This window comes from Nonomuraea sp. NPDC049624, assembly GCF_040675255.1.
GTDB lineage: Bacteria > Actinomycetota > Actinomycetes > Streptosporangiales > Streptosporangiaceae > Nonomuraea.
Genome location: NZ_JBFAOR010000010.1, coordinates 269,697 through 294,638, shown reverse-complemented (window position 1 = coordinate 294,638; position 24,942 = coordinate 269,697). Strand labels below are relative to the sequence as shown.

Below are 24,942 nucleotides of genomic sequence, written 5' to 3'. Positions count from 1 at the left end.
GAATAAGTGGCGGTTTAACCATTAAGAAGCACCTGGCATTTGCGCGCGTCCCGCAGCCTATTGGGACCGAAACCAATGATCGACCGCCGCGACCCGCGCCTGTTCCGATTCCTCCATCAACGTGCACAGGCACCGCCCGACCAGCGTGACGGACTGGCAGCAGCCGGGCCCCGGCAGTTTCTTGGCTCGCACGATCGCGGTCGCCCGCTCGATCAGCCGCTCCAGGCTCGGCTCCCCGCCGCCCTTGAGCGCGTGGGCGTTCCACGGGCACGCCTCGACGTCCTTGCACGCGCTCTTGGCGATGAACGGCGCCGTCCCCGGCTCGAACCGCAGCCGGTCCTCACGCTTGATCCGCAGGTCGGCCAGCACCAGCGCGGCGCGGCGGGAGACCTCCAGCAGGTCGCGCCTGTCCGGCCGGCTCTCTTTTCCCCCGGCCGCCCGATCGGGCAGAGCCAGCAGCATCGCCGCGGCCATCAGCCCGCCGCCCATCACCATGCTCCAGCCCACCTGCTCGTGGAACCAGATCACCGCGATGGCGGCCACCCAGAGGGGCTGCGAGGACATCATGATCGCGCTCGGCACGGCCGGCACGTGCTTCTGCCCGTACGAGCGGGCCAGGAACCCCAGCGCGCACGACACCACGGCCAGGTGCGCCAGGATCGCCCAGTCGGGCAGGCTGGACGGCAGCGTGATCCCGCCGCGCAGCGCGAAGCCGCCGGTGAGGATGCCGATCGTGAAGAGCTGGATCGTGGTCAGCGCGTACGCGGGGAAACGCTCGCCCTTCTTGGACAGCTCGGCGAGCATGAGCGTGTGGGCCGAGTAGAGCGCCGCGGCCGTGAGCGTGACGCCGAGCGCGAGCAGCGAGACCTCGTGGTCCTCGACCCCGCGCAGCAGCGTGAACACGGTCATCCCCGCCATGGCGAGCACCACCCCGGCCCACACCCGCCGCGGCGCCCGGTTCCTGAACATCACCAGCGCCAGGACCGGGGTGATCACCACGCTGCACCCGACGGCGAACCCCGACACCGCCGAGGGCAGGCTGTGCAGCGCGAGCGCCTGGGCGGTCTGCCCGACGCCGAACAGCAGCCCCAGCACGAGCCCGTTGACCCACGTCCGGCGCGACAGCCCCCGCAGCGAGCGCGGCCGGATGACGAGCAGCGTCACCGCGGCGATGAGATACCGCTCGGCCAGCAGGTCCTCGACCGGTAACCGGAGGATGAGATCCTTCATCAGCGGGAACGCCGACCCCCAAGCGGCGCTGACGAACAACAGAAGCACGGCTCCCAGGAGGGGTCGGGAAGCGGGCACGACTGCCATGGAGCAGAGCATGCCACTACTAAATGCATTCGCCAGAGCACGCGGAGAAGCCGGTGAGGTTACTGTTCCACTTGGAGTTAAGACCCTCACTCCAGGCCCGAAACATCCATACCGGCGGCGGCGAAAACAGCTCTTTCCTGCGGTTACTGCCTGGTACGGCCGAGCTCTCCACATTCGCACTGTGTACGGACGCATACGCGTACCGTGCGAACGGGCCGATGCCTCGCCCCGGAGATGGTCACTCTCCGCGATCAGTCTGAGGCGGTGTGGTCACGCCTGAGCGTAGAGGTCGCAGGAGCCCCGCGGGGGCGGAAAGGGGGAACAAGCCAGGGCCCCAGGAGGGGATGGGGCGTGGCCGCCGGATCCGGAAGCGTCGGACCCCGGCGTCGTCGTCGGAGCTAGAGCTCCATGGCCGGCGCGGGCGCCAGCCGTTTCTCGCCGTAGATGACGACGAGGTCGCCCACCTGGCGGCGCGACAGCTCACGCCAGCCCTGGCGGGCGTACAGCGCGAGGGCCGCGCCCTGGCTGAGCGTGGTGTCACCGCGCAGGCTGCTGAAGCCGAGCTCCAGGGCGCGGTCTTCGAGGGCCGAGAGCATGACGCCGCCGTAGCCGCGCCGCTGGAACTCGGGATGCACCCTGAGCCTGCACACCTCGGCGGTCTCCCGGTCGACGGGCTTCAGGCCGCCCATGGCGACCACCCGCGAGCCGGTCTCGCCCACGATGAAGTCACCTCCGCAGGCCAGGTAGATCTCCTGGATGCGGGGGAAGTCGTCGTCGTAGTAGACGCCGTCGCCGGGTTGGAGACCCACCTCGGCGAGGCAGATCCGGTGCAGCGCGAGGATGGTGTCGAGATCGGACCAGCGGTACCGCCGGATCTTCAACGTCATCCACCGCTCCCTTCCTTCTGGGCCAACTTCCGACGCCGCAGCTGGGCGCTGAATTCAGCCAGCATCTGATGTTTGTCGTCCTTTTTCATGATCTGCTGCTCCAGCGCGAGCGCCGGGCGGATGATGAGGTCCGTAAGGTATTCATCCCCCAGATTGCGCAAGGCGTTCGTACCAATTTGTAGGGCTTCGTCGATGTCACCCTCCAGGAGGCGGCACTGGGCCTGGTCGAGCCTGATCAGGGTCTGGTCGAGGACGTGGTCCTCGTACTTGCCGAGCGCCTGGTCGAGCACCACCTCGGCCTCGATGGTCTGGCCGAGCTTGGTGAGCACGTCGCCCTGGTAGAAGTAGAGCTGCTTCTCGGTGTAGCCGAAGGCCATGTCCTCCTGCTCCTCGCTCTTCATGTGCGAGAAGGCGCTCCTGGCCCGGGCCAGCGCGCGCTTGGCCTGGTCGACGACCTCCTTCTTGCTGTCGGTGCCGGAGAGCATGGCCAGGGCCCGCGCCTCCACGACCGGCGCCATGGCCTGGGCCACGCACGGCGTGGCGCCCGCCAGGTCGCGGCTCTTCTTGGCCAGGTTGAGCGCCTCGCGGGCGTCGCCGTAGTAGAGGGGGACGAGCGACTCCCTGGCCGTGATCCAGGCCCGCAGGGCGCGGTCGCCGGTCTCGTCGGCGGCGATGCGGCCGGTGCGGAAGAACGACCGGGCCAGCCGGTGGTCGCCCAGGTTGATCATCACCATGCCGCTCAGGCCGGCCAGCTGCGCGGCCATGCGGCACAACCGGTCCTGGAGGTCGATCGGCTGACGCCTGGACAACGCCGTGCGGACCGCGCTCAGCTCCAGCAGCACGTCGCACAACAACCGCAGCGGGGGCGTCGTGGTGTACTGGCGGCCGAAGGCCAGCGTCGCCTCCTCCCACTGGTCGAGCATGCCGCCCGACACGGTGGCCGAGACCAGCGTCTCGTCCATCCGCCGCCGGATGCCCTCGCACGCCCCCAGCACCGGCCCGTCGAACTGCTGCTTGAACGACACGTCGGTGTCCAGCAGATTTAACAACGTGCGCCGCAGGATGTTCTCGTCCTCCTGGGCGTCGGCCTCGACGGTCATCGGGTGGATCACCAGGTCGCGCGGCAGCGACGCCGACCCCGCCACGCGATTGGCGGGCTCGCCGAGCACGCCGGGCATCCGGTGGCCGTGGCCGCAGATGCAGGGCCCGTCGAAGCCGAGCTCGATGGGCTCGACCCGGTAGACCGAGCACAGGTAGTGGAGGTATTCGGGGCCCGGCCGCTTGAGCCCGCTCTCGTACGCCGACAGCAACGTCTCGCCGATGCCCGGCGGCGCCTTGGCGTCGCGCTCGAACAACGCCCGCACCTGCTCGATCACGTCCGCGAGCGCGATGCCGTAGGACAGGCGGTGCGCTTTGATGCGGGTCGTGCTGAACTGCGGCGAGCACGCCTCGTGGATCTCTTCAGCTATCTGGGCGGAGGTGCGCCCGGTGGCAAGGCCCTTGGCCCTGATCCGCCGGGCGATCTCCGTTTCCCTGTGCTGCCTGCCGGACATCCCGGCCCCTCTCCCGATGTCTCGACCCGTCAAGACTGGTGACTCAGCGTAGCCCTCAGGTAGCTCTTCGCCTAGAGACGACTATGAAGCAGTGAGGACCGTTTGGAAACGTGCTCATCAAGCCTACGGTTAAGGATCGTCCTCCGAGGGACTGTTTCTTACAACCCATGAGGGAATAGCCACTCCCTGTGATCAGCAGGATGGCGTTGCGTGTGCTGTTGACTTGAGCCATGTTTGGCCCACCAGCAACGATTCCCAGGGAGGACGAGAAGGTGACGGACGACAAGATCGGACATCTGCAGCGCCTCGTAGCCGAGCTCGGCGCTCGCGGTCTGCTCGCACGAGTGGTCCAGACCCAGAGCGGCCGGCAGTTCGTCCGCGTCATCAACCCGAAGGCGACGAGCCTGTCCGAGAACGTCACCTGCCGGCCGGCGAACGCCTCGGACCTTCCCGACTGGTGGTACTGCTGGTCCTGGGGCGAACCCATGCACACGGCCGACGACCCGGCCGGTGCCGCGACCAAGGTCGCACGCGTGCTCGCCGCGGTGGGAGAGTGACCACGCGGTGATCCGGGTGGAGCGCAGCCACCACGGGTCACCGCCCCCACGGCGGCCCCGCGGGGCCGGCGGGACGATCGGTGCGGAGGGCGTCCGGGTTGCCGGGCCCCTGATCGTCCCGCCGGTTCCGGCCCCTTCGCACGGGCGCACGCCCGTGCGCGCAGATCAGCCCGGCGGGTGCGCCCGCCGGGTGCCGGGGGGATCACCTCCCCCCCTTGGAACCGGAACGGGCCATGCTTCCGGGTGTGTGGCCCGTCCGAGCCGACCGTCATCGGAGCGTCCGGTCTCTCCCTCCGCGGCCCAGAGACCGGGCGACCCCGTCTTCCCCGGCGTGATGTGACGGCGGCCGGTTCGGTCAGCGGTATTTTTAGATCCAATTGGACTGATTTGCCGCTGACCGAACCGCTTCCTGAGGGGGAATCCACCCAGTGTTCCTGTTGGTGACATCAGGGCCATCGCCTACGCCCACGCCGGCAGAGTCGTCGCTCGTGCAGGACTTGGACAAAGTGAGCTCGCAGATGGCCCAGGCCTGTCAAGGTGACACGGTGATCTGTGGTCCTCTGGTCGACTGGCTGGGCAACGTGTCATGGGCGCCGTTGCTGGCCAGCTTGATCACCATCGTCCTGATCCTGGTGTTCGGGTTCGTCGTGCGGAACATCTCGCACCGGCTGATCACCAAGGTGGTGAACCGGGCGGCCACCGGCGGCTCGCTCACCAACAGGTTCCGCCGCAACGCGGCCACCGACGGCATCGACGCGCTGCTGCACGAGCGCCGCAAGCAGCGGGCCGAGACCATGGGGTCGGTGCTCAAGCACATCGCCTCCATCGTCGTCCTCGGCACCGCCATCCTGACCGTGCTCGACCGGCTGACGATCCCCATCGCCCCCCTGCTGACCAGCGTCGGCATCCTGGGCGTCGCGATCGGCTTCGGGGCGCAGGAGCTGGTGAAGGACTTCATCGCCGGCATGTTCATGCTGCTGGAGGACCAGTACGGCGTGGGCGACGTGATCGACGCCGGCGCCGCCGTCGGCACCGTCGAGGCGGTCACCCTGCGGGTCACCCGGCTGCGCGACGCCGACGGCCGCGTCTGGTACGTGCGCAACGGCACGATCACCCGCGTCGGCAACGAGTCGCAGGGCTGGTCGCGGGCCTACTTCGACGTCCCGGTGCCCTACGACGCCGACATCACCGCCGTGCGCGCGGCGCTGGAGATCGTGGCCGAGGAGATCTGGGCCGACCCCGAGTTCCGCGAGAGCGTGATCGTGGAGGAGCCCCAGGTGTACGGCGTGGAGCAGCTCTCCGACAGCGCGCTGGTGTTCCGCATCACCGCCAAGACGCTGCCCTCCCGCCAGGCCGAGGTCGCCCGGGAGATCCGGCTCAGGGTGAAGGCCGCCCTGGACTCCGCCGGAATCCCCATGGTCGCCATTGCATAAGGTGAGAACGTGACAGAGACCTCCTTCTACGACGCCGTAGGCGGCGAGGAGACCTTCCGCCGCCTCGTCCACCGTTTCTACGAAGGTGTCGCGGAAGACCCCCTGCTGCGGCCGCTCTACCCCGAGCCCGACCTGACGGGCGCCGAGGACCGGCTGCGCGGATTCCTGATCCAGTACTGGGGCGGCCCCAACACCTACAGCCAGGAGCGGGGCCATCCCCGGCTGCGCATGCGGCACGTGCCGTTCGTGATCGGGGAGGCCGAGCGCGACGCCTGGCTGCGGCACATGCGTGACGCGGTCGACTCGCTCGGCCTGCCCGACGATCAGGCGACCAGACTCTGGGACTATCTGGTCTACGCGGCCCACAGCTTGGTGAACTCGCCGACATAACGGGCATGACGCCCACATGGATATCCCCTGGTGGCGTGATGCCGTCGTCTACGAGATCTACGTTCGCAGCTTCGCCGACGCCTCCGGAGACGGCGTCGGCGACCTGGCCGGGGTGCGGGAGCGGATTCCGTACCTGAGGAGGCTGGGGGTCGACGCCATCTGGCTGACGCCGTTCTACCCCTCTCCGATGGCCGACGGCGGTTACGACGTGGCGGACTACCGTGGCGTCGACCCGCTGTTCGGCACGCTGGCCGACTTCGACGCGCTGGTGGCCGAGGCCCACGGGCACGGGCTGAAGGTGCTGGTGGACATCGTCCCCAACCACAGCTCCTCCCAGCACCCCTGGTTCCAGGCCGCACTGCGGGGCGAGAAACGCGACCGGTACATCTTCCGCGACACGACCAACAACTGGCAGTCCACCTTCAGCGGCCCAGCCTGGACCCAGGTCCCCGACGGGCAGTGGTACCTGCACCTGTTCGCCCCCGAACAGCCCGACTTCAACTGGCGCAACCCCGAGGTGCACGCGGAGTTCCTCGACGTCCTGCGCTTCTGGCTGGACAAGGGCGTGGACGGCTTCCGCATCGACGTGGCGATGGGCCTGTACAAGGCCGAGGGGCTGCCGGACGTCGGCGACCAGTCGTTCACGTCGGTCTCGCCGGTCTGGGGGCAGCCGGAGGTGCACGGCGTCTACCGCGACTGGCGCAAGGTGCTGGACAGTTACCCCGGCGAGCGTATGGCCGTCGGCGAGGTCTGGACCGACAGCGCCGAGGACCTCGCCCTCTACGTCCGCCCCGACGAGCTGCACCAGAGCTTCAACTTCGCCTGGCTGCAGGCGCCGTGGTCGCCGACCGCGTTCAAGAAGGTGATCGACGACACCCTGGCCTCGGTGCCGTACGCCACCTGGGTGTTGTCCAACCACGACGTCGTACGCCACCGCACCCGCTACGAGACCGCCGATCCGGGCACGGGTCTGGCGCGGGCCAGGGCGGCGCTGCTCACGATGCTGGCGCTGCCCGGCTCGGCCTACCTCTACCAGGGCGAGGAGCTGGGCCTGCCGGAGGTGACCGACCTGCCGGCCGAGGCCAGGCAGGACCCGGTGTTCTTCCAGTCGGAGGGCAAGCTGCCGGGCCGCGACGGCTGCCGGGTGCCGCTGCCGTGGTCGGCGGAGTCGCCCTCGTACGGGTTCTCGCCGCCCGGCGTGCGGCCCTGGCTGCCGCAGCCGGCCGCCTTCGCCGAGCTGACGGCCGAGAAGCAGGAGGGCGACGCGGACTCGACGCTGGAGTTCTACCGCCGGGCCCTGGCCTGCCGCCGCGAGCTGGCGGGTGTGATTCCGTACACCCTGGAGTGGCTGGACTCCCCCGAGGGAGCGCTTTTCTTCTCCCGGGGCCCGCTGATCTGCGCGATCAACTGCGGGATGGAGCCCGTACGGCTGCTGGCGCACGACGGGGTGCTGCTGTCCAGCGGCCCGGTCCAGGGCGGGACGCTGCCGCCGGACACCGCCGTGTGGCTGCGCGGGCAGTCATGACCGAGGGCCGGCCCGCTGCTCGCCGCGGAAGGGGATGACGGGCAGCGACACCAGCGCGCAGGCCAGGCCGGCCGCGTACGCCGCCCAGTAGCCCGTCCCGGTGATCAGCGCCCCGGCCAGCGGCGTCACCCCCAGGGCGACGACGTTCTGGACGGTGTTGTGGGTGCCGAGCACCTTGCCCGCCCAGGCGGGGCCGGCCAGCTCGCCCGCTCTCAGGTAGGCCAGCCCGTTGCCGGACACGGTGAGCACCGAGGCCGTCGCGAGCGCCACCGGGCCGAGCAGGCTGTCCGTCGCCGTGCCCACGACCAGCAGGGCGAGCACGGCCAGGCAGGCGCAGGTGAGCAGCAGCAGGGGACGCATCCGCAGGCCGACCCGGTCGGACCAGCGGCCGACGGCCACCCGGACCACGGCTCCGGCGACGGCCGACAGGCCGAAGAGCTGGCCGGCGGCCACGGCGTCCCAGCCGTACAGGCCGACCAGACAGGTGACGCCGTACGTGCTGACCACGATCTGCGGCACCGCGTGCAGCCCGCTGGTCGCGTGCACCCGCCACAGCGCCAGCTGCCGGTACGGCGACCGCTCGGGCCCCGCGCTCCCCCCGGCGATCGAGTGCGGCGGCTCGGCCAGGAACAACGCGGCCAGGACGGCGGCCAGCAGGCTGACGGCGGAGCAGACCAGCAGCACGCCGGGCAGCCCGTGCGCCCGCGCGACGGGCGGCAGCACGAACGCCGCGACGGCCATGCCGAGGGTGTAGGACACCTGGCGCAGGCCCATGGCGACCCCACGCTCGGGCGGCTGGAACCAGCGCAGGACGATCCGGCCGCCGCCGACCATGGCCGCCGACCCGGCCGCGCCCGCCAGCGCCAGCAGCGCGATCACCGCCCAGGCGGGCCCGGCGAAGGCGACGGCGGCGAGCAGCACGGCCGCCAGGCCGACGCCGATGCCGAGCACCAGGCGCTCGCCGTGCCGGTCGGCCAGCGCGCCCCAGGCGACGAGCGCCACCAGAACGCCGATTCCCGGGGCATTCCCAATGACTCCGGCCACTGCCAGCGGAACACCGAAATGTCGCTCAATCTCCGGCATGACGAGAGGCAGGCCGAACAGTCCTAAGGTGACGCTCGCATGGGCGTTGACGCCCAGCGCGAGCATCAGCCAGCGCTTCCTGCCCGGACCGGAGGGCGGCTGCGGTTCCAGGGCGGTCAGCCCTGGGCCGAGTAACGCTTGAGCAGGACGAGCTCGTCCTCGCTGAGCCGGCGCGGCGCGGCCCGCTCGACGTTGTAGGCCACGATCACCGAGGTGGCGGTCGCGTAGACCTGGTCGTCGTCGCGGATCTCGTAGGCCAGGGTGAAGCGGACCGGCCTGAGCTGCGTGACCCAGGTCTCGACCCTGACCGGTTCGGGCCGCAGGCCGAGCGGGCGGCGGTAGTCGATCTCGTGGCGGGTGACCACGAGCCCTCCGAAGGGCGCCTCGCCCGCCCTGACCGGATCGATCGCGAACATGCCGAAGCGGGCGTCCTCCAGGTAGTCGAGGAAGCGCACGTTGTTCACATGCCCTTGGGAGTCGATGTCGGCGAATCTGACCATGCGGAGGAAGACGTGCCGGTGCGCCGGGGAGGGTTCTGCCACGTCCGCCACGGTACCCGTACCGTTCGGCCCGCTGGTCACCGGGCCTTGCGGCGGGCCAGGCAGGCCAGCACGGTCAGCACCGAGATCGCGGCCATGCAGGCGAGCGCCCAGCGGTAGCCGGTCACGAGCAGGCCGACCGCGTCGCCGGAGAGCTCCGACAGCGTCCCGGCGAAGACGCGCCGGTGCAGCACGGCGGGCAGCGGCGCGGTGATGATCGACAACACCAGGCCGGTGCCGACCACGTTGCCGGTGTTCTGCAGCATGAGGCGCATGGCGTTGACGATGCCGAGGCGTTCGGAGGGCAGGCCGTCCAGGATGGCGGTGGTGTTGGAGGGCAGGAAGACGCCCGAGCCGAGGCCGATGAGCACGAGCCCCGCGGCCACCGCCGGGTACGGCGTGCTCGCCGACATCGTGCCGAGCAGCGCCAGCAGCCCGCAGGTCGTGGTGGCGGCCCCGGCGACCGCCAGGGTGCGCGCGCTGGTCAGCCGCTGGAGGAAGCCCGACGTCACCGACGCGACCATGGCCGCCACCGCCAGCGGCAGCACCTTCAGCCCGGCCTGTACGGGATCGTCCCCTCGCACGGCCTGGAAGTAGAGCGCGACGAGGAAGACCATGCCCATCCGCGCGACGGCGTTGAGGAAGGAGGCGAGCGTGCCGAAGGCGAAGGCCCGGTCGTGGAACAGCCGCAGGTCCACCACGGGATGAGCGGCCCGCCGCTCCCTGGCCACGAACAGCGGCAGGCCCACGGCGAACGCGGCGAGCCCGGCGGCCACCACCGGATGCCCCCACCCCAGTCTGCCGAACTCCGACAACGCCAGCAGCAGCCCGCCGAGCGTGACCAGCACGAGCACGCTGCCCGGCAGGTCGAGCCCGCGCTCGCGCCCGGCCGGCTCGACCCGCCGCAGCGTGAGCGCGCCCCACACCAGGCAGACCACCCCGATGGGCACGTTGAACCAGAACACCCAGCGCCAGCCCAGGTTCGAGGCGAGCACGCCGCCGAGCGTCGGGCCGATCAGCCCGGCGATGGAGAAGGAGGCCACGTAGACGCCCATGCCCTCGCCCAGCCGCTCGCGCGGGAAGGCGTCGCTGACCAGGGCGGCGCTGTTGGTGAGCAACATCGCGGCCCCGGCGGCCTGCACGACCCGCATGGCCACGATCATCCACGCGCCGGGGGCCAGCCCGGCGAGCAGGGCGGCCCCGGTGTAGACGGCCAGCCCGATCAGGTACATCCTGCGCCTGCCGAACATGTCCGCCAACCGGCCGAACACCACCATGAGGACGGTCGTGGTCAACTGGAAGCCCAGCAGGATCCAGCCCGCGGCCGTGGCGTCGGCCCCGGTGTGCCGGGCGATCTCGGGCAGCGCGACGTTGATCGCGCTGCCGCCCAGCCCGGTCAGCACGCTGGCCAGGCTCACGACCGACAGCGTGCGCCAGGCGTGGCCGACGGGAGCGGGGGTCGTCGTCACCAAGGGCCTGTCCTTTCTAGATTTTGATACTAGAATCCAGTTCAAATCGTCGGCCGGTCAAGGATCGAGGTGTCGGATGAGCGGGATCGTCGAAGGTCGCGTGGTGATCGTCACGGGTGCGGCCAGGGGCATCGGGCGCGGGCACGCCCTGGAGTTCGCCAGGCAGGGCGCGAAGGTGGTGGTCAACGACCTGGGCGCGGAGGTGGACGGCACGGGCTCGTCCGGGGCCGCCGCCGAGGTGGTGGCCGAGATCGAGGCCATGGGCGGCCAGGCGATCGTCAACGGCGAGGACGTCTCCGACTTCGACGGCGCGAAGCGCCTGATCGGGGCGGCCGTCGAGCATTTCGGCGACCTGCACGTGCTGGTCAACAACGCCGGGATCCTGCGCGACCGCATGCTGGTCAACATGACCGCCGACGAGTGGGACGCGGTGATCAGGGTGCACCTGCGCGGCACGTTCGCACCCCTGCGGCACGCCGCCGCCTACTGGCGGTCCAAGGCCAAGTCCGGCGAGCGGGTCGACGCCAGGATCATCAACACGACGTCGTCCTCCGGCATCTACGGAAACCCGGGCCAGGGCAACTATGGCGCGGCCAAGGCGGGCATCGCCGGGCTGACCGTGATCGCCGCCAGGGAGCTGGAACGCTACGGCGTGACGGTCAACGCCATCGCCCCCGCCGCGCTCACCCGCATGACGGAGAACCTGATCCCGGCCGGGGCGACCGGCGCCGACCCCGACGACATCGCGCCGCTGGTGGTCTGGCTGGCCAGCGCCGAGGCGCGCGGCGTCACCGGGCGGGTGTTCAACGTGCGCGGCGGCATGATCAGCGTGGCCGAGGGCTGGCACGCCGGCCCCGGAGTGGACAAGGGCGGCCGCTGGGACCCGGCCGAGCTGGGCGCGGTCATCCCCGCCCTGGTGGACAAGGCCGCGCCCAACGCCCTGACCAACGGCCGCATCCCCGGGCGGGAGGACTGACATGCCGCTCGACCACTCGCTGATCGGCGTCGAGGGCCCGGCCCACGAGCGCACCTGGACCGCCGAGGACACCATGCTGTACGCGCTCGGCGTCGGCTCGGGCCTGGACGAGCTGGAGTTCGCCACCGAGAAGGGGCAGCGGGTGCTGCCGACGTTCGCGGTGCTGGCGGCGCAGTCGCCGGGACGGCGGCTGGGCGACTTCGACCCGGCCCTGCTGGTCCACGCCGAGCAGGGCTTCGAGCTGCACCGGGAGCTGCCGCCCGCGGGCGGCGTACGGACGACGTCGAAGGTGACCGGCATCTACGACAAGGGCTCGGGCGCGCTGGTGACCACCGAGGCCAGGGCCGTGGACCTGGAGACCGGCGAGCTGGTGATCGCCTCGCGCAGCTCGGTGTTCATCCGGGGCGAGGGCGGCTTCGGCGGCGACCGGGGGCCCCGCGACGAGTGGGCGGCCCCGGACCGGGCGCCCGACCACAAGGTGACCTACCCGACCCGGCCGGACCAGGCGCTGCTCTACCGGCTGTCCGGCGACCGCAACCCGCTGCACAGCGATCCGGAGTTCGCCGCCAGGGCCGGGTTCGACCGGCCGATCCTGCACGGCTTGTGCACGTACGGCGTGACCGGGCGGGCGTTGCTGCACACGCTCGCCGGGTCGGACCCGTCACGGTTCAGGGCGATGTCGGGCCGGTTCAGCAGCCCGGTGTTCCCCGGCGAGCCGCTGACCGTCTCCATCTGGGCCGACGGCGACGACGTGCTGTTCCGCACCGCCAAGGACGACGGGACGGTGGTGATCGACCGGGGCCGGGCGACGATCAGTCGTCACTGAGCCCCCTGAGGGGATCGAGGCGGTGGATGAGCTTCATCGCCGCCTCGATGATCTCCCTCGCCTCCTCCTCGGTGTCGGAGGTGGCCACCTCGCGGGCGGCCTCGCCGATGATGCTGGTCAGCACCGCGACCGTGAACCGGTCGAGGGGGTCTCCGCCGGCGCCGAGCAGGACGGCGTTCTGGCGCACCCACTCGCGCCCGCGGGTGCGGCGGATCAGCTCGAAGCCGGGCGGGCCGTCGCCGTCGATGAAGAGCCGGACCAGGTCGCGCCGGTCCCAGGCGCCGTCGAGGTAGGCGCGGGCCCCGGCGATCAGCAGCTCGACGGGGTCGCTGACGCCCTCCTTCTTGGCCTTGGCGACGCTGGCGGCCGACGCCTGCTCGTGGGCCGCCTGGTGGTCCTCGTAGAGGGCGAGGAACAGCTCGGTCTTGCCGCCGAAGTGGTGGTAGAGGCTGCCGACGCTGGAGCCGGCGCGGGCCACGACCTCCGAGACGTTGGAGTCGGCGAAGCCGTGCTCGCTGAAGACCTCACGGGCCGCCTGCAACATGCTCTTGCGCGTCTGAGCCGTACGGCTCCACTCCCACGAGGACTTGCGTGCCATGCCAGGCATTCTATCGCGCCGAATTCTAGAATCTGATTCTTGACCAGTGCCGCGCGGGGGTTAGAATCGCGTACTAGAGACTGATTCTAGAAATTCAGGAGGCGGCCGTGGACTTCTCGCTCAGCCCGGAGGAACGGCAGATCCGCGACACCGTGCGTGCCTTCATCGAGAAAGAGGTCATGCCGCTGGAGCCGGAGGTCCTGCGCAACGAGCGCGAAGGGCGTCCGGGGCTCGATCCCGAGGTCGTGCGCGACCTGCGCGCCAAGGCCAGGAAGTCGGGCTTCTGGGGCATCAACACCCCCGAGGAGTACGGCGGCGCGGCGCTCGGCCCGATCATGTCCGCCATCATCGCCATGGAGATGGGCCGCACATTCGTGCCCTTCTCCTTCGGCGGCAGCGCCGACAACATCCTCTACGCCGGCACCGACGAGCAGAAGCAGCGCTACCTCCTCCCGACCATCGAGGGCGAACGGCGGTCCTGCTTCGCGATCACCGAGCCGGGCGCCGGCTCCGACGCCCGCAACATCCGCACCCGCGCCACCCGCGACGGCGCCGAGTGGGTGATCAACGGCGAGAAGACGTTCATCACCGGCGGCAGCGAGGCCGACTTCGTCATGGTGTTCGCGGTGGCCGAGGGCCACGGCGTGACCTGCTTCCTGGTCGACCGGGACATGGGCTGGAAGTCCGAGCCCATCCCGACCATGGGCGAGTGGGGGCCCGCGGCGCTGGTGTTCCAGGACGTGCGGGTGCCCGAGGAGAACATCCTGGGCGAGCTCGGCAAGGGCTTCGAGCTTGCCATGCAGTGGATCGGGCAAGGACGGTACATGATCCCGGCCCGTGCCATCGGCTCCGCCGAGCGCATGCTCCAGATGGCCATCGACTACGCCAAGATCCGCAAGTCGATGGGCCAGGCCATCTCGGAGTACCAGGCCATCCAGTGGATGATCGCCGACTCCCAGGTGGAGATCGAGGCGGCCAAGTGGCTCACCCTCCACGCGGCCTGGCAGGTGCAGCAGGGCATGGACGCCAGGCACGCCTCCTCCATCGCCAAGCTCAACGGCGCCGTGATGGCCAACCAGGTCGTGGACCGGGTGCTGCAGATCCACGGCGGCATGGGATACACCAAGGAGCTGCCGGTCGAGCGGTGGTACCGGGAGCTGCGCCTGCTGCGCATCTTCGAGGGCACCGACGAGATCCAGCGCCGCACGATCGCCCGCAACCTCATCAAGGGCCACGCCAGGCTCGGCCTGATCGGAGAGTAGTCCATGTCGGTCGAGGCACTGTTCAACCCGCGCTCGATCGCCCTGGTGGGGGCCACGGACAAGTCGGGCTGGTCGGTCAGCACGCTGCTGAACCTGCGCACCCACGGCTTCTCCGGGCCCGTCCACCTGGTCAACCCCAGGGGCGGGGTGGTGCACGGGTCGCCGGCCTTCCGCAGCCTGAGCGAGATCCCCTCCCCCGTCGACCTGGCCTACGTCATGGTGCCGACGGCCGCCGTGCTCGGCGTGCTGAAGGAGGGCGCCAAGCTGGGCATCGGCTGTTACGTGATCCTCACGGCGGGGTTCGGGGAGGCCGGCGCGGAGGGCGCGCGGCTGGAGGCGGAGATCGCCGGGTTCGCCCGCGAGAACGGCCTGACGATCCTCGGGCCGAACGGCAACGGCTACATCAACGCCGCCGCCGACGTGACCCCGTACGGGCTGCCCATCCCCGAGCCGCTGCTGCGCGGGTCGGTCGGCGTGGTGCTGCAGAGCGGCGCGCTGGCCAGCTCGGTGCTCGGCTTCGCCCAGGCCCGCAACGTCGGCGTCAGCCTGCTGACCTCGATGGGCAACGAGTCGGTCGTCACGGTCACCGACGTCGTCGACTACCTCGTGGACGACCCGGCGACCCGGGTCATCGCCCTGTTCCTGGAGACGATCAGGAATCCGGCCGAGTTCTCCCGGGTCGCCCGCCGGGCGCTGCTGGCGGGCAAGCCGATCGTCGCGCTCAAGATCGGCCGCAGCCGGCTCGCCTCGCGCACCGCGCAGGCCCACACGGGCGCGCTCGTGGGCGACGACGACGTCATCGACGCCGCGATGCGCCAGCTCGGCGTGATCAGGGTGCGCTCGCTGGAGGACCTGATCATCACCTCCGGGCTGCTGGCCGCCACCGGCCCGCTGCCCGGCCGCCGGGTGGGCGTCGTCACCCCGTCGGGCGGCGCGTCCGAGATCATCGCGGACCGGGCCGAGGACGAGGGCCTGGAGCTGCCGCCCTTCTCCGCGGCCACGGTCGAGACGCTGGCCGGGATCGTGCCGTCGTTCGGCACCGTGCAGAACCCGCTCGACGTCACCGGCTATGTCCTCGTCGACCGCACCCTGCTCGGCCGCGCCCTGGAGACGGTGACCGCCGATCCCGGCATCGACCTGGTCATGCTGCTGTCCGAACCGCCCAGGATCGCCCCCGCGGACCCCGCGCCCGTCCTGGCCATGTACGAGGCCAGCGCGCGGCGCATCGCCGAGTCGCCGGTGCCGGTCGTGGTGGTGAGCAACGTGCTGACCGACGTCACGGAGTTCGGGCGGCAGGTGCAGCGGGAGACCGGGTTCCCGTACGTCATGGGCGGGATCGAGCACGGCCTGACCGCGCTCGGCGCGGCGGTGCGCTGGTCGGAGGCCCACCGCAGGGCCCTGACCGGCGACGGCCCGGCCGGGCGGGCGGCGGTCGGCGGCGCATCCTGGGTTGCATCCGGGGGCGCGCCCGAGGGTGCGCACGGCGTGTGGGCCGAGCACCGGGCCGCCGCCCTGCTCGCCGCCGCGGGGCTGCCCGTGGTGCCGTCCGAGACCGCAGCGGACGAGGCGGCGGCGGTGGCCGCGGCCGAACGGTTCGGCTACCCGGTGGTGCTCAAGGCCGCCGCCGAAGGGCTCGGGCACAAGAGCGACATCGGCGGGGTGCGGCTCGGGCTGTCCGGCCCGGAGGAGGTGCGGCAGGCCTATCGGGAGGTGGTGGCCGCGGCGCGGGCGCACGCCCCCGACGCGGGCGTGCTGGTCCAGCCGCAGCGCGGCAGCGGGATCGAGCTGCTGGCGGGCGTGGTGCGCGACCCGGCCTGGGGGCTCACCCTGGCGGTCGGGCTCGGCGGCGTCTGGGTGGAGGTGCTGCGGGACGCGGCCCTGCGCGTGCTGCCGGTGGACGCCGGCGAGGTCCGCCGGGCCCTGTCCGAGCTGCGCGGCGCGGCCCTGCTGGACGGCGCCAGGGGCACCGAGCCCGCCGACCTGGACGCGGTGGCCGACGTGGTGGCCGGCATCGCCGCGTTCGCCGAGAGCCTGGGCGACGACCTGGAGTCCCTGGAGATCAACCCGCTCCTGGTCACCGGCTCCCGCGTCGAGGCCCTGGACGCGCTCATCACCTGGCGTCCGCCGCCCTCCTGACCTGCCCTGGCAGCTCGGGCGCCCTTGCTCAGTGCCCGAGGCTCTTCAGCAGGATCATCACGGCTCCCAGGGCGCCCGAGCCGGCTCCGCAGAGCAACCGGATCCAGAGCCGGTCGGTCTTGGGCGCCGCCGCGAAGAAGCCGAGCACGGTGAGCAGGACGACGGACACGCCGATCTCCAGGTACACCGACGCGTCCACGGACATCACGCCGGTCATCGCCAGGCACAGGATCACCGTGAGCGGGACCAGCCCCCACAACATGCCCGTGGACCGCGTCACCGCGCCGCGCACCGCCGTGCGCACGTCCGGCGACCGGTCGCCGACGATCTCGGCGAACGCGTGCGCGATCCAGAACACGATGACCGTGCCGATCGCGGTCGCCAGCAGCTCGGCCGGGTCGGCGATCCAGTGCGAGAGCCCGGAGACGGCGCCGGCCGTCAGGATGGTCCCGTAGACCGACTCTCCGTTGACGAACCGCCCCACCCCGCGCGCGGCTCCCGTGCTCACCCGACGAATCTAGTACGGCCCCCGCGCGCTGCCGGGCACCCGACGCGCCCGCCCGAACGGTTTTTCGCGCCCGTCTGGACGGTGTTTCGCCCCCTCTCGCGGCAGCTTTCGCGCCCTCGCCCGCCCTTGACCTCGTGGCTCGGGCGCGTGTCGGTGGCGGCCGCCCGTGCCCGCAGCAGCGCGGGCGGCCGTCACCGGTCCGGGGGGCCAGGTGGTGGCTACTCGACCTCGATGGGCAGCTCGTAGACCTCCGTCGTGGGGTGGCCGGCCTTCTCGTGCACCCGCATCACCGCCTCCTTCGACGGCCCCGACGACAGGCAGAACACCTTGCCCGAGTCCGGATCGAGCCAGGCCCGCTCGAAGTGCACGCCCTCGGCCCCCTCGACCGCCAGGTCCCGCTCGTGGGCCTCGCGCAACTGCTCCTCGGTGACACCGACGAAACCACTGTGCACGTCCATGAACTTCGGCATCGCCGTCTCCTCTTCTCAGGATCTTCCGCTTCCGATGGAGAGGCGTTCCATTCCGTTCCATCCCGTTCCATCGGCCCGTCCGGGCCCGCCTGCCCGCAGGGCCGGGTGCGGAACCTAGGGCAACCGGGAGGCCAGGACGAGGGTGGCGGCGGAGGCGAACATGCCGCCGTTGCCCAGCACCACGCTCACCTCCACGTCCGGCACCTGCGCCGCGGCCTCGCCCCGGAGCTGCCGCACCGACTCCTGGATGGCGAACATGCCGTACATGCCGGTGTGCGTGTAGGACAGGCCGCCGCCGTTGGTGTTCATCGGCAGCCGGCCGCCGGGCGAGGTGTGGCCTTCGGCGATGAACGCCCCCGCCTCGCCCCGGCCGACGAAGCCCAGGTCCTCCAGGCCGTAGACGGGCACGTGGGCGAAGGCGTCGTACACCATCAGGTGGTCGACGTCGTGGTGGGAGATCTCGGCCTCGGCGAAGGCGGCCTGCCCGGACAGGCGGAAGCCCTTGGAGGTGGTGAAGTCCTCCATCTGCGAGACCATCGGCGCGTCCATGGCCTCGCCGGAGCCGAGCAGGTACACCGGCGGGCGGCGCGACAGCTCCTCGGAGGTGACGACCAGCGCGCCGCCGCCGTCCGTCACCAGGCAGCATTCCAGCAGGTGGAAGGGGTAGGCGACGAGCTTCGACGCGAGCACGTCCTCGACCGTGATCAGGTCGCGGTACATGGCCCGCGGGTTCCGGGAGGCCCAGCGGCGCTGCGCGACCGCCACCTCGGCCAGTTGCTCGTGGGTGAGGCCGGTCTCCTTCATGTGGCGCAGCGCCGTGACGGTGAACGACGTCGGCGGCCCGACCACCCCGTACGGCAGCTCGAACTGCCCGAGCAGCGAGTCCGCGCCCAGCCCCCACCGGCCGGCGCCGACGCGCGACCGTCCCGACTCGCCGTGCGTGATCAGCACGGTACGGCACAGCCCGGCCCGGATGGCGGCGGCGGCGTGCCGGACGTGGAACAGGAAGGACGACCCGCCCACGCCCGTGCCGTCGAGCCAGGAGGGCGTGATGCCGAGGGCGTGGGCGACCTGGATGGGGCCGGGCGTGCCGACCGTGGCGATGCCGTCGATGTCGTGTTTCGTCATGCCCGCGTCGGCGAGGGCGTTGCGCGCGGCCTCCAGGTGCAGCTGGAAGGTGGAGCGGTCCGGCAGGCGGCCGATCTCGTCGGTCTCGGCCGCCCCGGCGATCACGATGTTCATCGGGCGCCCTCCACGGGCTCGAAGAGCGGCACGTGCACGTCGCCGCGCCGCTCGAACACCACCCGCAGCTCCATGTCCAGCGGCAGGTTCTCGGGGGTGTTGGGCACGCCGACGATGTTGCTCATCATCCGCACGCCCTCCTCCAGCTCCACGACGGCGATGGCGTAGGGCCCATCGCCCTCGAAACCGGGCGCGGGGCGGTGGTTGATCACGTACGAGTACAGGGTCGCGCGGCCCGTCGCGCGCACCCACTCCACGTCGCCGCCGCCGCAGTGGGGGCAGCTCGGCCGGGGGTAGAAGTAGTGCCGCGCGCACGTCTGGCAGCGCTGGATCCTGAGCTCTCCCGCGGCCGTGCCGTCCCAGAACGGCTGGGTCTCGGGCGTTGGCTTCGGTGCCGGTTTCATGGGCCTCCCCATTCTAGTTCTAGAATTGCACTCTAGAGCTAGGTTCGGTTCCGGGGAAGCCTCCGCCGACTCAGGGGCTGGGAATGCCGTCGCCGTTGCGGCCGCGTCCCGCCAGCACCTCCGCCAGCGTCGGGCGGGCCTCGTCCGGGTCACGCAACCCCGGACAGGCGAGCTGGATCAGCACGCCGTGCGCCTCCTTGGGGTGCAGGAACACCTCCTGCCAGCGCACGTCGGCCCTGTTGAGGCCGTGCAGCCGGTAGCCGCGCGCGGTGAGCCGGGCGACGGCCGCGTCCATGTCCCCGACGTGGAAGTTGAGATGATGGACGCCGCCCCGCCCCCGCGTCAGCTCGAAGAAGCTGTCGAAGAACGTGGACCCGGTCAGCGGCTCCATGAGCTCGACCTTGCTCCCGTTGGAGTAGGTGAGCTGCAGCGTGCGGTACCCGCTGACCCGGTTGTCCCCGCCGCCGCCCAGATGGCGGCCGCCGAGCAGGTCGCGGTAGATCGGCAGCAGGTCCCTGATCCGGGGAGCGGCCACGGCCGTGTGGTCGAAGGTCACGTCGAGGCCGTCAAGTTCCAGGTCCACGCCCGGCTCCTTACTACGAACGAATCCTAGAATTTGATTCTAATCATCTGATACCGGGTACGCACTCTTGACGCCGGCCGACGTGAGGAGCAGCATCTCAGAAATGGATTCTAGAGCTAATTTCTAGAACTCATGACGGGGGCCTAGGCTCGACAGAAAGGCGTGTCATGAGGCTGTCCTACGTCCGCGAGCTCGACGAGTACCCGACCGGCGCCCGCCGGATGAAGATCCTCACCATGGCCGTCCTGGCCATCCTCATCGGCTCCTACGAAGGGCAGATCGCGCCCGTCGTACCCCTGCTGCTCAAAGATCTGAACATGTCGCTGGCCACGTACGGCGCGGTGTCGGGGGCGGCGGCGGTGGCCGGGGCCGTGGCGTCCATCCTGGGCGGCCGGCTCACCGACCGGGTCGGCCGGGTCCGCCTGCTCATCCCGCTCATGGCCCTGACCGCCGTGTGCTGCTTCGCCATGACGCTCGTGCACAGCCCGCGCGACCTGCTGATCGCCCGCATCCTGCTGGCCTTCGTGGACGGCGTCGCCATGGCCTCCACCGCCCCGCTGATCCGTGACTTCTCGCCACGACTCGGACGGGCGCAGGCGTTCGGGTTCTGGACGTGGGGCCCGGTGGGCGCGAACTTCCTGGCCGCCGCCGTCGCCGGCTGGACACTGCCGATCTTCGACGAGTCGTGGCGGTCGCAGTTCGTCATCATGGGCTGCTTCTCGCTGGTGATCTCGGCCGTCATCGCGTTCAACATCGCCGACCTGTCCCCCGAACTGCGGGCCAGGATCCAGCACACCGAACGCGCCGCCGAGGAGGTCGTCGACCTGAGGCGCCCGCCCACCGTCCGGTCGTTGTTCGCCCGGCGCAACATCTGGGCCCACGTCGTCGGCATCTCGCTCTGGCTGGTCCTCTACATCACGCTGTCGCTGTTCGGCCAGACGATGCTGGTGGGCGCGCTCGGCATCAGCAGCGCGCAGGCGTCCACGATCATGGCCGCGTTCTGGAGCCTGAACCTGGTCACGCTGATCGTCACCGGCCGCCTGTCGGACCGCCTGCAACTGCGCAAGCCGTTCTCGCTCGCCGGGACCATCGCCGCGGTGCTGGTCACCGCCTACCTCGCCGTCGCGCTCGGCCAGGAAGGCGTCTCCACCGGCACGCTGATGGTGGTCGGCGCCCTGCTCGGCGGCTCACTCGGCGTCGCCTACGCCCCCTGGATGGCCAACTACTCCGAGGACGCCGAGGACGCCGACCCGCGCCTGCAGGGCACGGCCTGGGGGTTGTTCGGCTTCCTGAGCAAGGCGATCGCGGTGGTCGGGCTGCTGGTCATCCCGCATGTGGTGGCGGCCACGAGCTGGCAGACCTGGCTGTTCGTGGCGCTGGGCTGCCTCGTGCTGTTCATCCCCGCGATCCTGCTCTTCAACGGCCCCTGGCGCCGCACCGCCCCGGCTCCCGTACAGGTGCCCCTGACCGAAGCCGAACGCTGACCGTCCCAGCCGAGGCCGAACACTGCGCAGTCCGGCGGCCGAGGCCGACCACTGACCCGTCCCAACGGTGGCCGAACGTTGATCGGCCCTGCCGGGACACGCGAAAAGCGGCGCGCCCCGAAGGGGCCCGCCGCTCGTCGCAGGAATGAGACCTATGTCCCGGTGCCGGGACGAGACGTGTCCGTCAGTCCCGGTGCCGGGACGAGACGTGTCCGTCAGTCCCGGTGCCGGGATGAGACGTCAGTCCCGGTGCAGCTTCCGGTACGTCACCCGGTGGGGACGGGCCGCGTCGGCGCCGAGACGCTCGATCTTGTTCTTCTCGTAGTCGGCGAAGTTGCCCTCGAACCAGAACCAGTTCGAGCCTTCCTCCCACGCGAGGATGTGAGTGGCGATGCGGTCGAGGAACCACCGGTCGTGCGAGGTGATCACGGCGCAGCCCGGGAAGTCGAGCAGCGCGTTCTCCAGCGACGACAGCGTCTCGGTGTCGAGGTCGTTGGTCGGCTCGTCGAGCAGCAGCACGTTGCCGCCCTGCTTGAGGGTGAGCGCCAGGTTGAGCCGGTTACGCTCGCCGCCCGACAGCACCCCCGCCTTCTTCTGCTGGTCGGGCCCCTTGAACCCGAACGCCGCGATGTAGGCCCGCGACGGCATCTCGACGTTGCCGACCTTGATGTGGTCGAGCCCGTCGGAGACGACCTCCCAGACGTTCTTGCTCGGGTCGATGCCGCCCCGGCTCTGGTCGGCGTAGGAGATCTTCACGGTGTCGCCGATCGTGATCGACCCCGTGTCCGGCGTCTCCCCACCCGTGATCATGCGGAACAGCGTGGTCTTGCCGACGCCGTTGGGGCCGATGACGCCGACGATGCCGTTACGCGGCAGGTCGAACGTCAGGCTCTCCATCAGCAGGCGGTCGCCGAAGCCCTTGGTGAGCTGGTCCGCCTTGATCACCGTGGTGCCCAGACGCGGGCCCGGCGGGATCTGGATCTCCTCGAAGTCCAGCTTGCGGAACTTGTCGGCCTCGGCGGCCATCTCCTCGTACCGCTGGAGACGGGCCTTGCTCTTGGTCTGGCGGGCCTTGGGGTTGGAGCGCACCCACTCCAGCTCGTCCTCCAGGCGCTTCTTGCGCTTGGCATCCTTCTGGCCCTCGACCTTCAGGCGCTGGGCCTTCATGTCGAGGTAGGTGGAGTAGTTGCCCTCGTAGGGGTAGCAGCGGCCGCGGTCGAGCTCCAGGATCCAGGTGGCCACGTTGTCCAGGAAGTACCGGTCGTGGGTGACGGCCAGCACCGTGCCGGCGTACTTCTCCAGGTGCGACTCCAGCCACTGCACGCTCTCGGCGTCGAGGTGGTTGGTGGGCTCGTCGAGCAGCAGCAGGTCGGGGGCCTCAAGCAGCAGCTTGCACAGCGCCACGCGGCGGCGCTCACCACCGGACAGCTTGCTCACCTCGGCGTCGGGCGGCGGGCAGCGCAGGGCGTCCATCGCCTGCTCCAGCTGGCTGTCGAGGTCCCACGCGTTGCGGTGCTCCAGCTGGTCCTGGAGCTTGCCCATCTCCTCCAGCAGCTCGTCGCTGTAGTCGGTGGCCATCTGCTCGGCGATCTGGTTGTAGCGCTCGAGCATCGCCATCGTCTCGGCGACACCCTCCTGCACGTTGCCCAGAACGGTCTTTTCCTCGTTGAGCGGCGGCTCCTGCTGGAGCATGCCGACCGTGAAGCCCGGCATCAGCTTGGCGTCGCCATTGGACGGCTGCTCCAGGCCGGCCATCATCCGGAGCAGCGTCGACTTCCCGGTGCCGTTCGGCCCCAGGACACCGATCTTGGCTCCGGGCAGGAACGACAGCGTGACGTCGTCAAGGACAACCTTGTCGCCGTGCGCCTTGCGCACGCGCTGCAGCGTGTAGATGTACTCCGGCATGCTCCCTAGCTTAGAGGCTGCACACGCAGGCTTCCGCCGCCCAGCCCCTTTCACCTCCGCCCTTCCCCGCTCCGCCCTGCACCCCCACCCCTCCAACCCCACGTCCCCCGAACGCCTTGACGTCCGTGGGCCGCCCCCTGGCCACCCTCGCGCAGAAGAACGCCATGACGTCCCATGCCCGGCCCCCGCTTCGGGGGCGGGCGCTGCTCGCACCCCCGACCTCAGCTGACCGCGACCTCTGTCACCCCTCCTTGCCCCCCTTGGTCACGGCCTCCCGCGCGACAGCCGCCTTCACCACGGGCCTTGCGCGCCACGGTTTCCTAAGCCGCGGCCTCCTAGGTCGCGGCGCCTGCGGTGGTCCCCGTGATGGTCCCCCGCGTTGCGAGGAGGGCGGTGGCTGCGGCTCGTGCCTGTTGTGCCGGGTGGGTCGAGTGTTCACGTACTGCCGTGACGATGGCCCCGTCCACCAGCAGGACGAACAGGTGCGCCAGCTCGGCGGCGTCGTCGCGACCGTCGCGCTCGAGCAGCCCCGCGACGTACGCCCGCACGCGCTCCTTGTGCTCGGCCGCCACCCGATGAGCCGCACTGTCCGGATCCGCCGTCTCGATCATGGTGTTGATGAAGGCGCACCCACGGAAATCCGCCCGCGCGAACCGTTCGGCCAGGGCGTCGAAGACGTCCAGCGGATGCCCGCCCAGAGCCTCCACGCGTTCGGCCAGCCAGGCCCGCCACCGCTCGTCCCGCCGCCGCAGTACGGCCACGACCAGGTCGTCCTTGCTCGGGAAGTGCCGGTAGAAGGAGGCGCGGCCCACTCCCGAGACACTCAGGATCCGCTCGACGCCCACCGCCCTGATCCCCTCCGCGTAGAAGAGGTCCTCGGCGGCGTCGAGCAGGCGTTCACGTGCACGTGTGGGCATACCGCCAAGCTATCCCGAACTTCCCTAAAACGGAACCGTTCGGTATCGTCTTGTCTCGATGGAACCGATCAGTACCGTTTTGGAGACGTCATGCCCCGCCTTCCGCAACTGACAGAAGACAATGACGGTTTGCTCGACCAGACCCGCCGCCAGCTCGGCAAGGTCCCCAACCTGTACGCCGCCCTCGCCAACGGCCCAGCCGCCCTGGCCGGATACCTCGCGATGCGCGAGCACCTCAGCTCGGGCGTCCTCACCCCGAGGCTGAGGGAGCAGATCGCGCTGCTGGTCGCCCAGGAGAACCACTGCACGTACTGCGTGAGCGCCCACACCATGCGCGGACGCCGTATGGGCATGTCCGACGAGGAACTTCTCAAGACGCGCCAGGGCTCGGACGACGAGCCGCACGCGGCCGCAGTCCTGGCGATCACTCAGGCGATCATGCACACGGGCGGCGCGGTGAGCGACGCGGAACTGGACGCCGCACGGGCCGCCGGCGTCTCGGGCGCGGAACTCGCCGAGATCGTGGGCCACATCGCCCTGAACACCTTGTCCAACTACTTCAACCACCTCGCCCAGCCCGAGCTGGACTTCCCGGAGGTGCAGGCATGAACCCCACCTGGAGAAACGGCACCGTCGAACTCGTCGACGGCTACACGCTGACCGACTCCGAGGGCCGCCGGGTGTCGACCGTGGAAGGAGTGCGGTTCGCCGTCGAGGGCGGGTATCTCAACGTCGAGGTCCCCGGCGTGCCTCACGTCCAGATCGTCTCGGCTCCCGCCGTCCGCCTGGTCACCTGCGACAGCGTCACCACGCTCTGACGCCCGAGGCGCACCGGCCACGACCCGAGGGCAGGCCCCTGACCCGTTCCCCCTCAGGCG

The 24,942-nt window shown here is 70.6% G+C and carries 25 protein-coding genes; 11 read left to right on the top strand and 14 right to left on the bottom strand.

What is annotated here, in order from left to right; all coding sequences use genetic code 11:
- Positions 1–57: 57 nt before the first annotated feature.
- The 3 genes from AB0J76_RS37870 to AB0J76_RS37860 form a co-directional block, all read right to left on the bottom strand.
- Complete coding sequence (locus AB0J76_RS37870; protein ID WP_352322858.1) at positions 58–1,278, bottom strand: DMT family transporter; 1,221 nt, start codon at positions 1,276–1,278, stop codon at positions 58–60.
- Between the two features lie 437 nt (positions 1,279–1,715).
- Positions 1,716–2,204 (bottom strand): GNAT family N-acetyltransferase, encoded by a 489-nt coding sequence (locus AB0J76_RS37865; RefSeq protein ID WP_352322859.1) that lies wholly within the window; start codon positions 2,202–2,204, stop codon positions 1,716–1,718.
- Entirely contained in the window at positions 2,201–3,757 is a 1,557-nt protein-coding gene (locus AB0J76_RS37860; RefSeq protein WP_364392442.1) for an XRE family transcriptional regulator, read from the bottom strand. Before AB0J76_RS37860 ends, AB0J76_RS37865 begins: the two co-directional genes overlap by 4 nt.
- A gap of 272 nt (positions 3,758–4,029) precedes the next feature.
- On the opposite strand from AB0J76_RS37860, the gene AB0J76_RS37855 reads away from it, so the two are divergent.
- From AB0J76_RS37855 to AB0J76_RS37840, 4 genes are all read left to right on the top strand, one after another.
- Positions 4,030–4,314 (top strand): hypothetical protein, encoded by a 285-nt coding sequence (locus AB0J76_RS37855; RefSeq protein ID WP_352322861.1) that lies wholly within the window; start codon positions 4,030–4,032, stop codon positions 4,312–4,314.
- A gap of 545 nt (positions 4,315–4,859) precedes the next feature.
- Positions 4,860–5,747: a mechanosensitive ion channel family protein gene (locus tag AB0J76_RS37850; protein WP_352322425.1), complete on the top strand. Its 888-nt coding sequence runs from the start codon at positions 4,860–4,862 to the stop codon at positions 5,745–5,747.
- A 9-nt stretch (positions 5,748–5,756) separates the two neighbouring features.
- On the top strand, positions 5,757–6,137 hold the full coding sequence (locus AB0J76_RS37845) for a globin (RefSeq protein WP_352322426.1): 381 nt from the start codon (positions 5,757–5,759) through the stop codon (positions 6,135–6,137).
- Between the two features lie 16 nt (positions 6,138–6,153).
- A complete protein-coding gene (locus AB0J76_RS37840; protein ID WP_352322427.1) occupies positions 6,154–7,662 on the top strand; it encodes a glycoside hydrolase family 13 protein in 1,509 nt (502 codons plus the stop codon).
- On the opposite strand, the gene AB0J76_RS37835 is transcribed toward AB0J76_RS37840, so the two are convergent.
- From AB0J76_RS37835 to AB0J76_RS37825, 3 genes are all read right to left on the bottom strand, one after another.
- Positions 7,657–8,811 carry an MFS transporter gene (locus AB0J76_RS37835; protein ID WP_352322428.1) on the bottom strand — a complete coding sequence of 385 codons (1,155 nt, stop codon included), beginning with the start codon at positions 8,809–8,811 and terminating at the stop codon, positions 7,657–7,659. The two genes, AB0J76_RS37840 and AB0J76_RS37835, sit on opposite strands and share 6 nt — an antisense overlap.
- 50 nt (positions 8,812–8,861) lie before the next feature.
- Positions 8,862–9,245: a thioesterase family protein gene (locus tag AB0J76_RS37830; RefSeq protein ID WP_352322460.1), complete on the bottom strand. Its 384-nt coding sequence runs from the start codon at positions 9,243–9,245 to the stop codon at positions 8,862–8,864.
- A 77-nt stretch (positions 9,246–9,322) separates the two neighbouring features.
- A complete protein-coding gene (locus AB0J76_RS37825; RefSeq protein ID WP_352322461.1) occupies positions 9,323–10,753 on the bottom strand; it encodes an MFS transporter in 1,431 nt (476 codons plus the stop codon).
- Positions 10,754–10,829: 76 nt separating this feature from the next.
- Between AB0J76_RS37825 and AB0J76_RS37820 the strand changes: the two genes are divergently transcribed.
- Both AB0J76_RS37820 and AB0J76_RS37815 read left to right on the top strand, forming a co-directional pair.
- Positions 10,830–11,729, top strand: a complete 900-nt coding sequence (locus AB0J76_RS37820) for an SDR family oxidoreductase (protein ID WP_352322429.1) — start codon at positions 10,830–10,832, stop codon at positions 11,727–11,729.
- Between the two features lies 1 nt (position 11,730).
- Positions 11,731–12,555 (top strand): MaoC/PaaZ C-terminal domain-containing protein, encoded by an 825-nt coding sequence (locus tag AB0J76_RS37815; protein ID WP_352322430.1) that lies wholly within the window; start codon positions 11,731–11,733, stop codon positions 12,553–12,555.
- On the opposite strand, the gene AB0J76_RS37810 is transcribed toward AB0J76_RS37815, so the two are convergent.
- Entirely contained in the window at positions 12,542–13,153 is a 612-nt protein-coding gene (locus AB0J76_RS37810; protein WP_352322431.1) for a TetR/AcrR family transcriptional regulator, read from the bottom strand. The genes AB0J76_RS37815 and AB0J76_RS37810 overlap by 14 nt on opposite strands.
- A gap of 107 nt (positions 13,154–13,260) precedes the next feature.
- Here AB0J76_RS37810 and AB0J76_RS37805 point away from each other — a divergent pair, with 107 nt between their 5' ends.
- Positions 13,261–14,415 (top strand): acyl-CoA dehydrogenase family protein, encoded by a 1,155-nt coding sequence (locus AB0J76_RS37805; RefSeq protein ID WP_352322432.1) that lies wholly within the window; start codon positions 13,261–13,263, stop codon positions 14,413–14,415.
- Between the two features lie 3 nt (positions 14,416–14,418).
- Positions 14,419–16,551 carry an acetate--CoA ligase family protein gene (locus AB0J76_RS37800; RefSeq protein WP_352322433.1) on the top strand — a complete coding sequence of 711 codons (2,133 nt, stop codon included), beginning with the start codon at positions 14,419–14,421 and terminating at the stop codon, positions 16,549–16,551.
- 28 nt (positions 16,552–16,579) lie between these two features.
- Here AB0J76_RS37800 and AB0J76_RS37795 read toward each other — a convergent pair whose 3' ends face one another.
- The 5 genes from AB0J76_RS37795 to AB0J76_RS37775 form a co-directional block, all read right to left on the bottom strand.
- Positions 16,580–17,059: a hypothetical protein gene (locus tag AB0J76_RS37795; RefSeq protein ID WP_352322434.1), complete on the bottom strand. Its 480-nt coding sequence runs from the start codon at positions 17,057–17,059 to the stop codon at positions 16,580–16,582.
- Positions 17,060–17,277: 218 nt separating this feature from the next.
- The gene (locus tag AB0J76_RS37790; protein ID WP_125636368.1) at positions 17,278–17,529 is read right to left on the bottom strand and encodes an SCO4226 family nickel-binding protein; all 252 of its coding nucleotides are present in this window, start codon (positions 17,527–17,529) and stop codon (positions 17,278–17,280) included.
- A 114-nt stretch (positions 17,530–17,643) separates the two neighbouring features.
- Positions 17,644–18,771 carry a thiolase gene (locus tag AB0J76_RS37785; protein WP_352322435.1) on the bottom strand — a complete coding sequence of 376 codons (1,128 nt, stop codon included), beginning with the start codon at positions 18,769–18,771 and terminating at the stop codon, positions 17,644–17,646.
- A complete protein-coding gene (locus AB0J76_RS37780; RefSeq protein ID WP_352322436.1) occupies positions 18,768–19,175 on the bottom strand; it encodes a Zn-ribbon domain-containing OB-fold protein in 408 nt (135 codons plus the stop codon). The genes AB0J76_RS37785 and AB0J76_RS37780 overlap by 4 nt, the downstream gene beginning before the upstream one ends.
- Before the next feature lie 70 nt (positions 19,176–19,245).
- Positions 19,246–19,758, bottom strand: coding sequence for a VOC family protein (locus tag AB0J76_RS37775; protein ID WP_352322437.1), 513 nt, complete (start codon positions 19,756–19,758; stop codon positions 19,246–19,248).
- Positions 19,759–19,925: 167 nt separating this feature from the next.
- Here AB0J76_RS37775 and AB0J76_RS37770 point away from each other — a divergent pair, with 167 nt between their 5' ends.
- Positions 19,926–21,242 (top strand): MFS transporter, encoded by a 1,317-nt coding sequence (locus AB0J76_RS37770; protein ID WP_352322438.1) that lies wholly within the window; start codon positions 19,926–19,928, stop codon positions 21,240–21,242.
- 240 nt (positions 21,243–21,482) lie between these two features.
- Here AB0J76_RS37770 and ettA read toward each other — a convergent pair whose 3' ends face one another.
- Complete coding sequence (gene ettA / locus AB0J76_RS37765) at positions 21,483–23,147, bottom strand: energy-dependent translational throttle protein EttA (RefSeq protein ID WP_352322439.1); 1,665 nt, start codon at positions 23,145–23,147, stop codon at positions 21,483–21,485.
- Between the two features lie 335 nt (positions 23,148–23,482).
- Positions 23,483–24,064 carry a TetR/AcrR family transcriptional regulator gene (locus tag AB0J76_RS37760; RefSeq protein WP_352322440.1) on the bottom strand — a complete coding sequence of 194 codons (582 nt, stop codon included), beginning with the start codon at positions 24,062–24,064 and terminating at the stop codon, positions 23,483–23,485.
- A gap of 129 nt (positions 24,065–24,193) precedes the next feature.
- Here AB0J76_RS37760 and AB0J76_RS37755 point away from each other — a divergent pair, with 129 nt between their 5' ends.
- A complete protein-coding gene (locus AB0J76_RS37755; RefSeq protein WP_352322441.1) occupies positions 24,194–24,673 on the top strand; it encodes a carboxymuconolactone decarboxylase family protein in 480 nt (159 codons plus the stop codon).
- Positions 24,670–24,882: a hypothetical protein gene (locus AB0J76_RS37750; RefSeq protein WP_352322442.1), complete on the top strand. Its 213-nt coding sequence runs from the start codon at positions 24,670–24,672 to the stop codon at positions 24,880–24,882. The genes AB0J76_RS37755 and AB0J76_RS37750 overlap by 4 nt, the downstream gene beginning before the upstream one ends.
- The last annotated feature ends 60 nt before the right edge of the window (positions 24,883–24,942 follow it).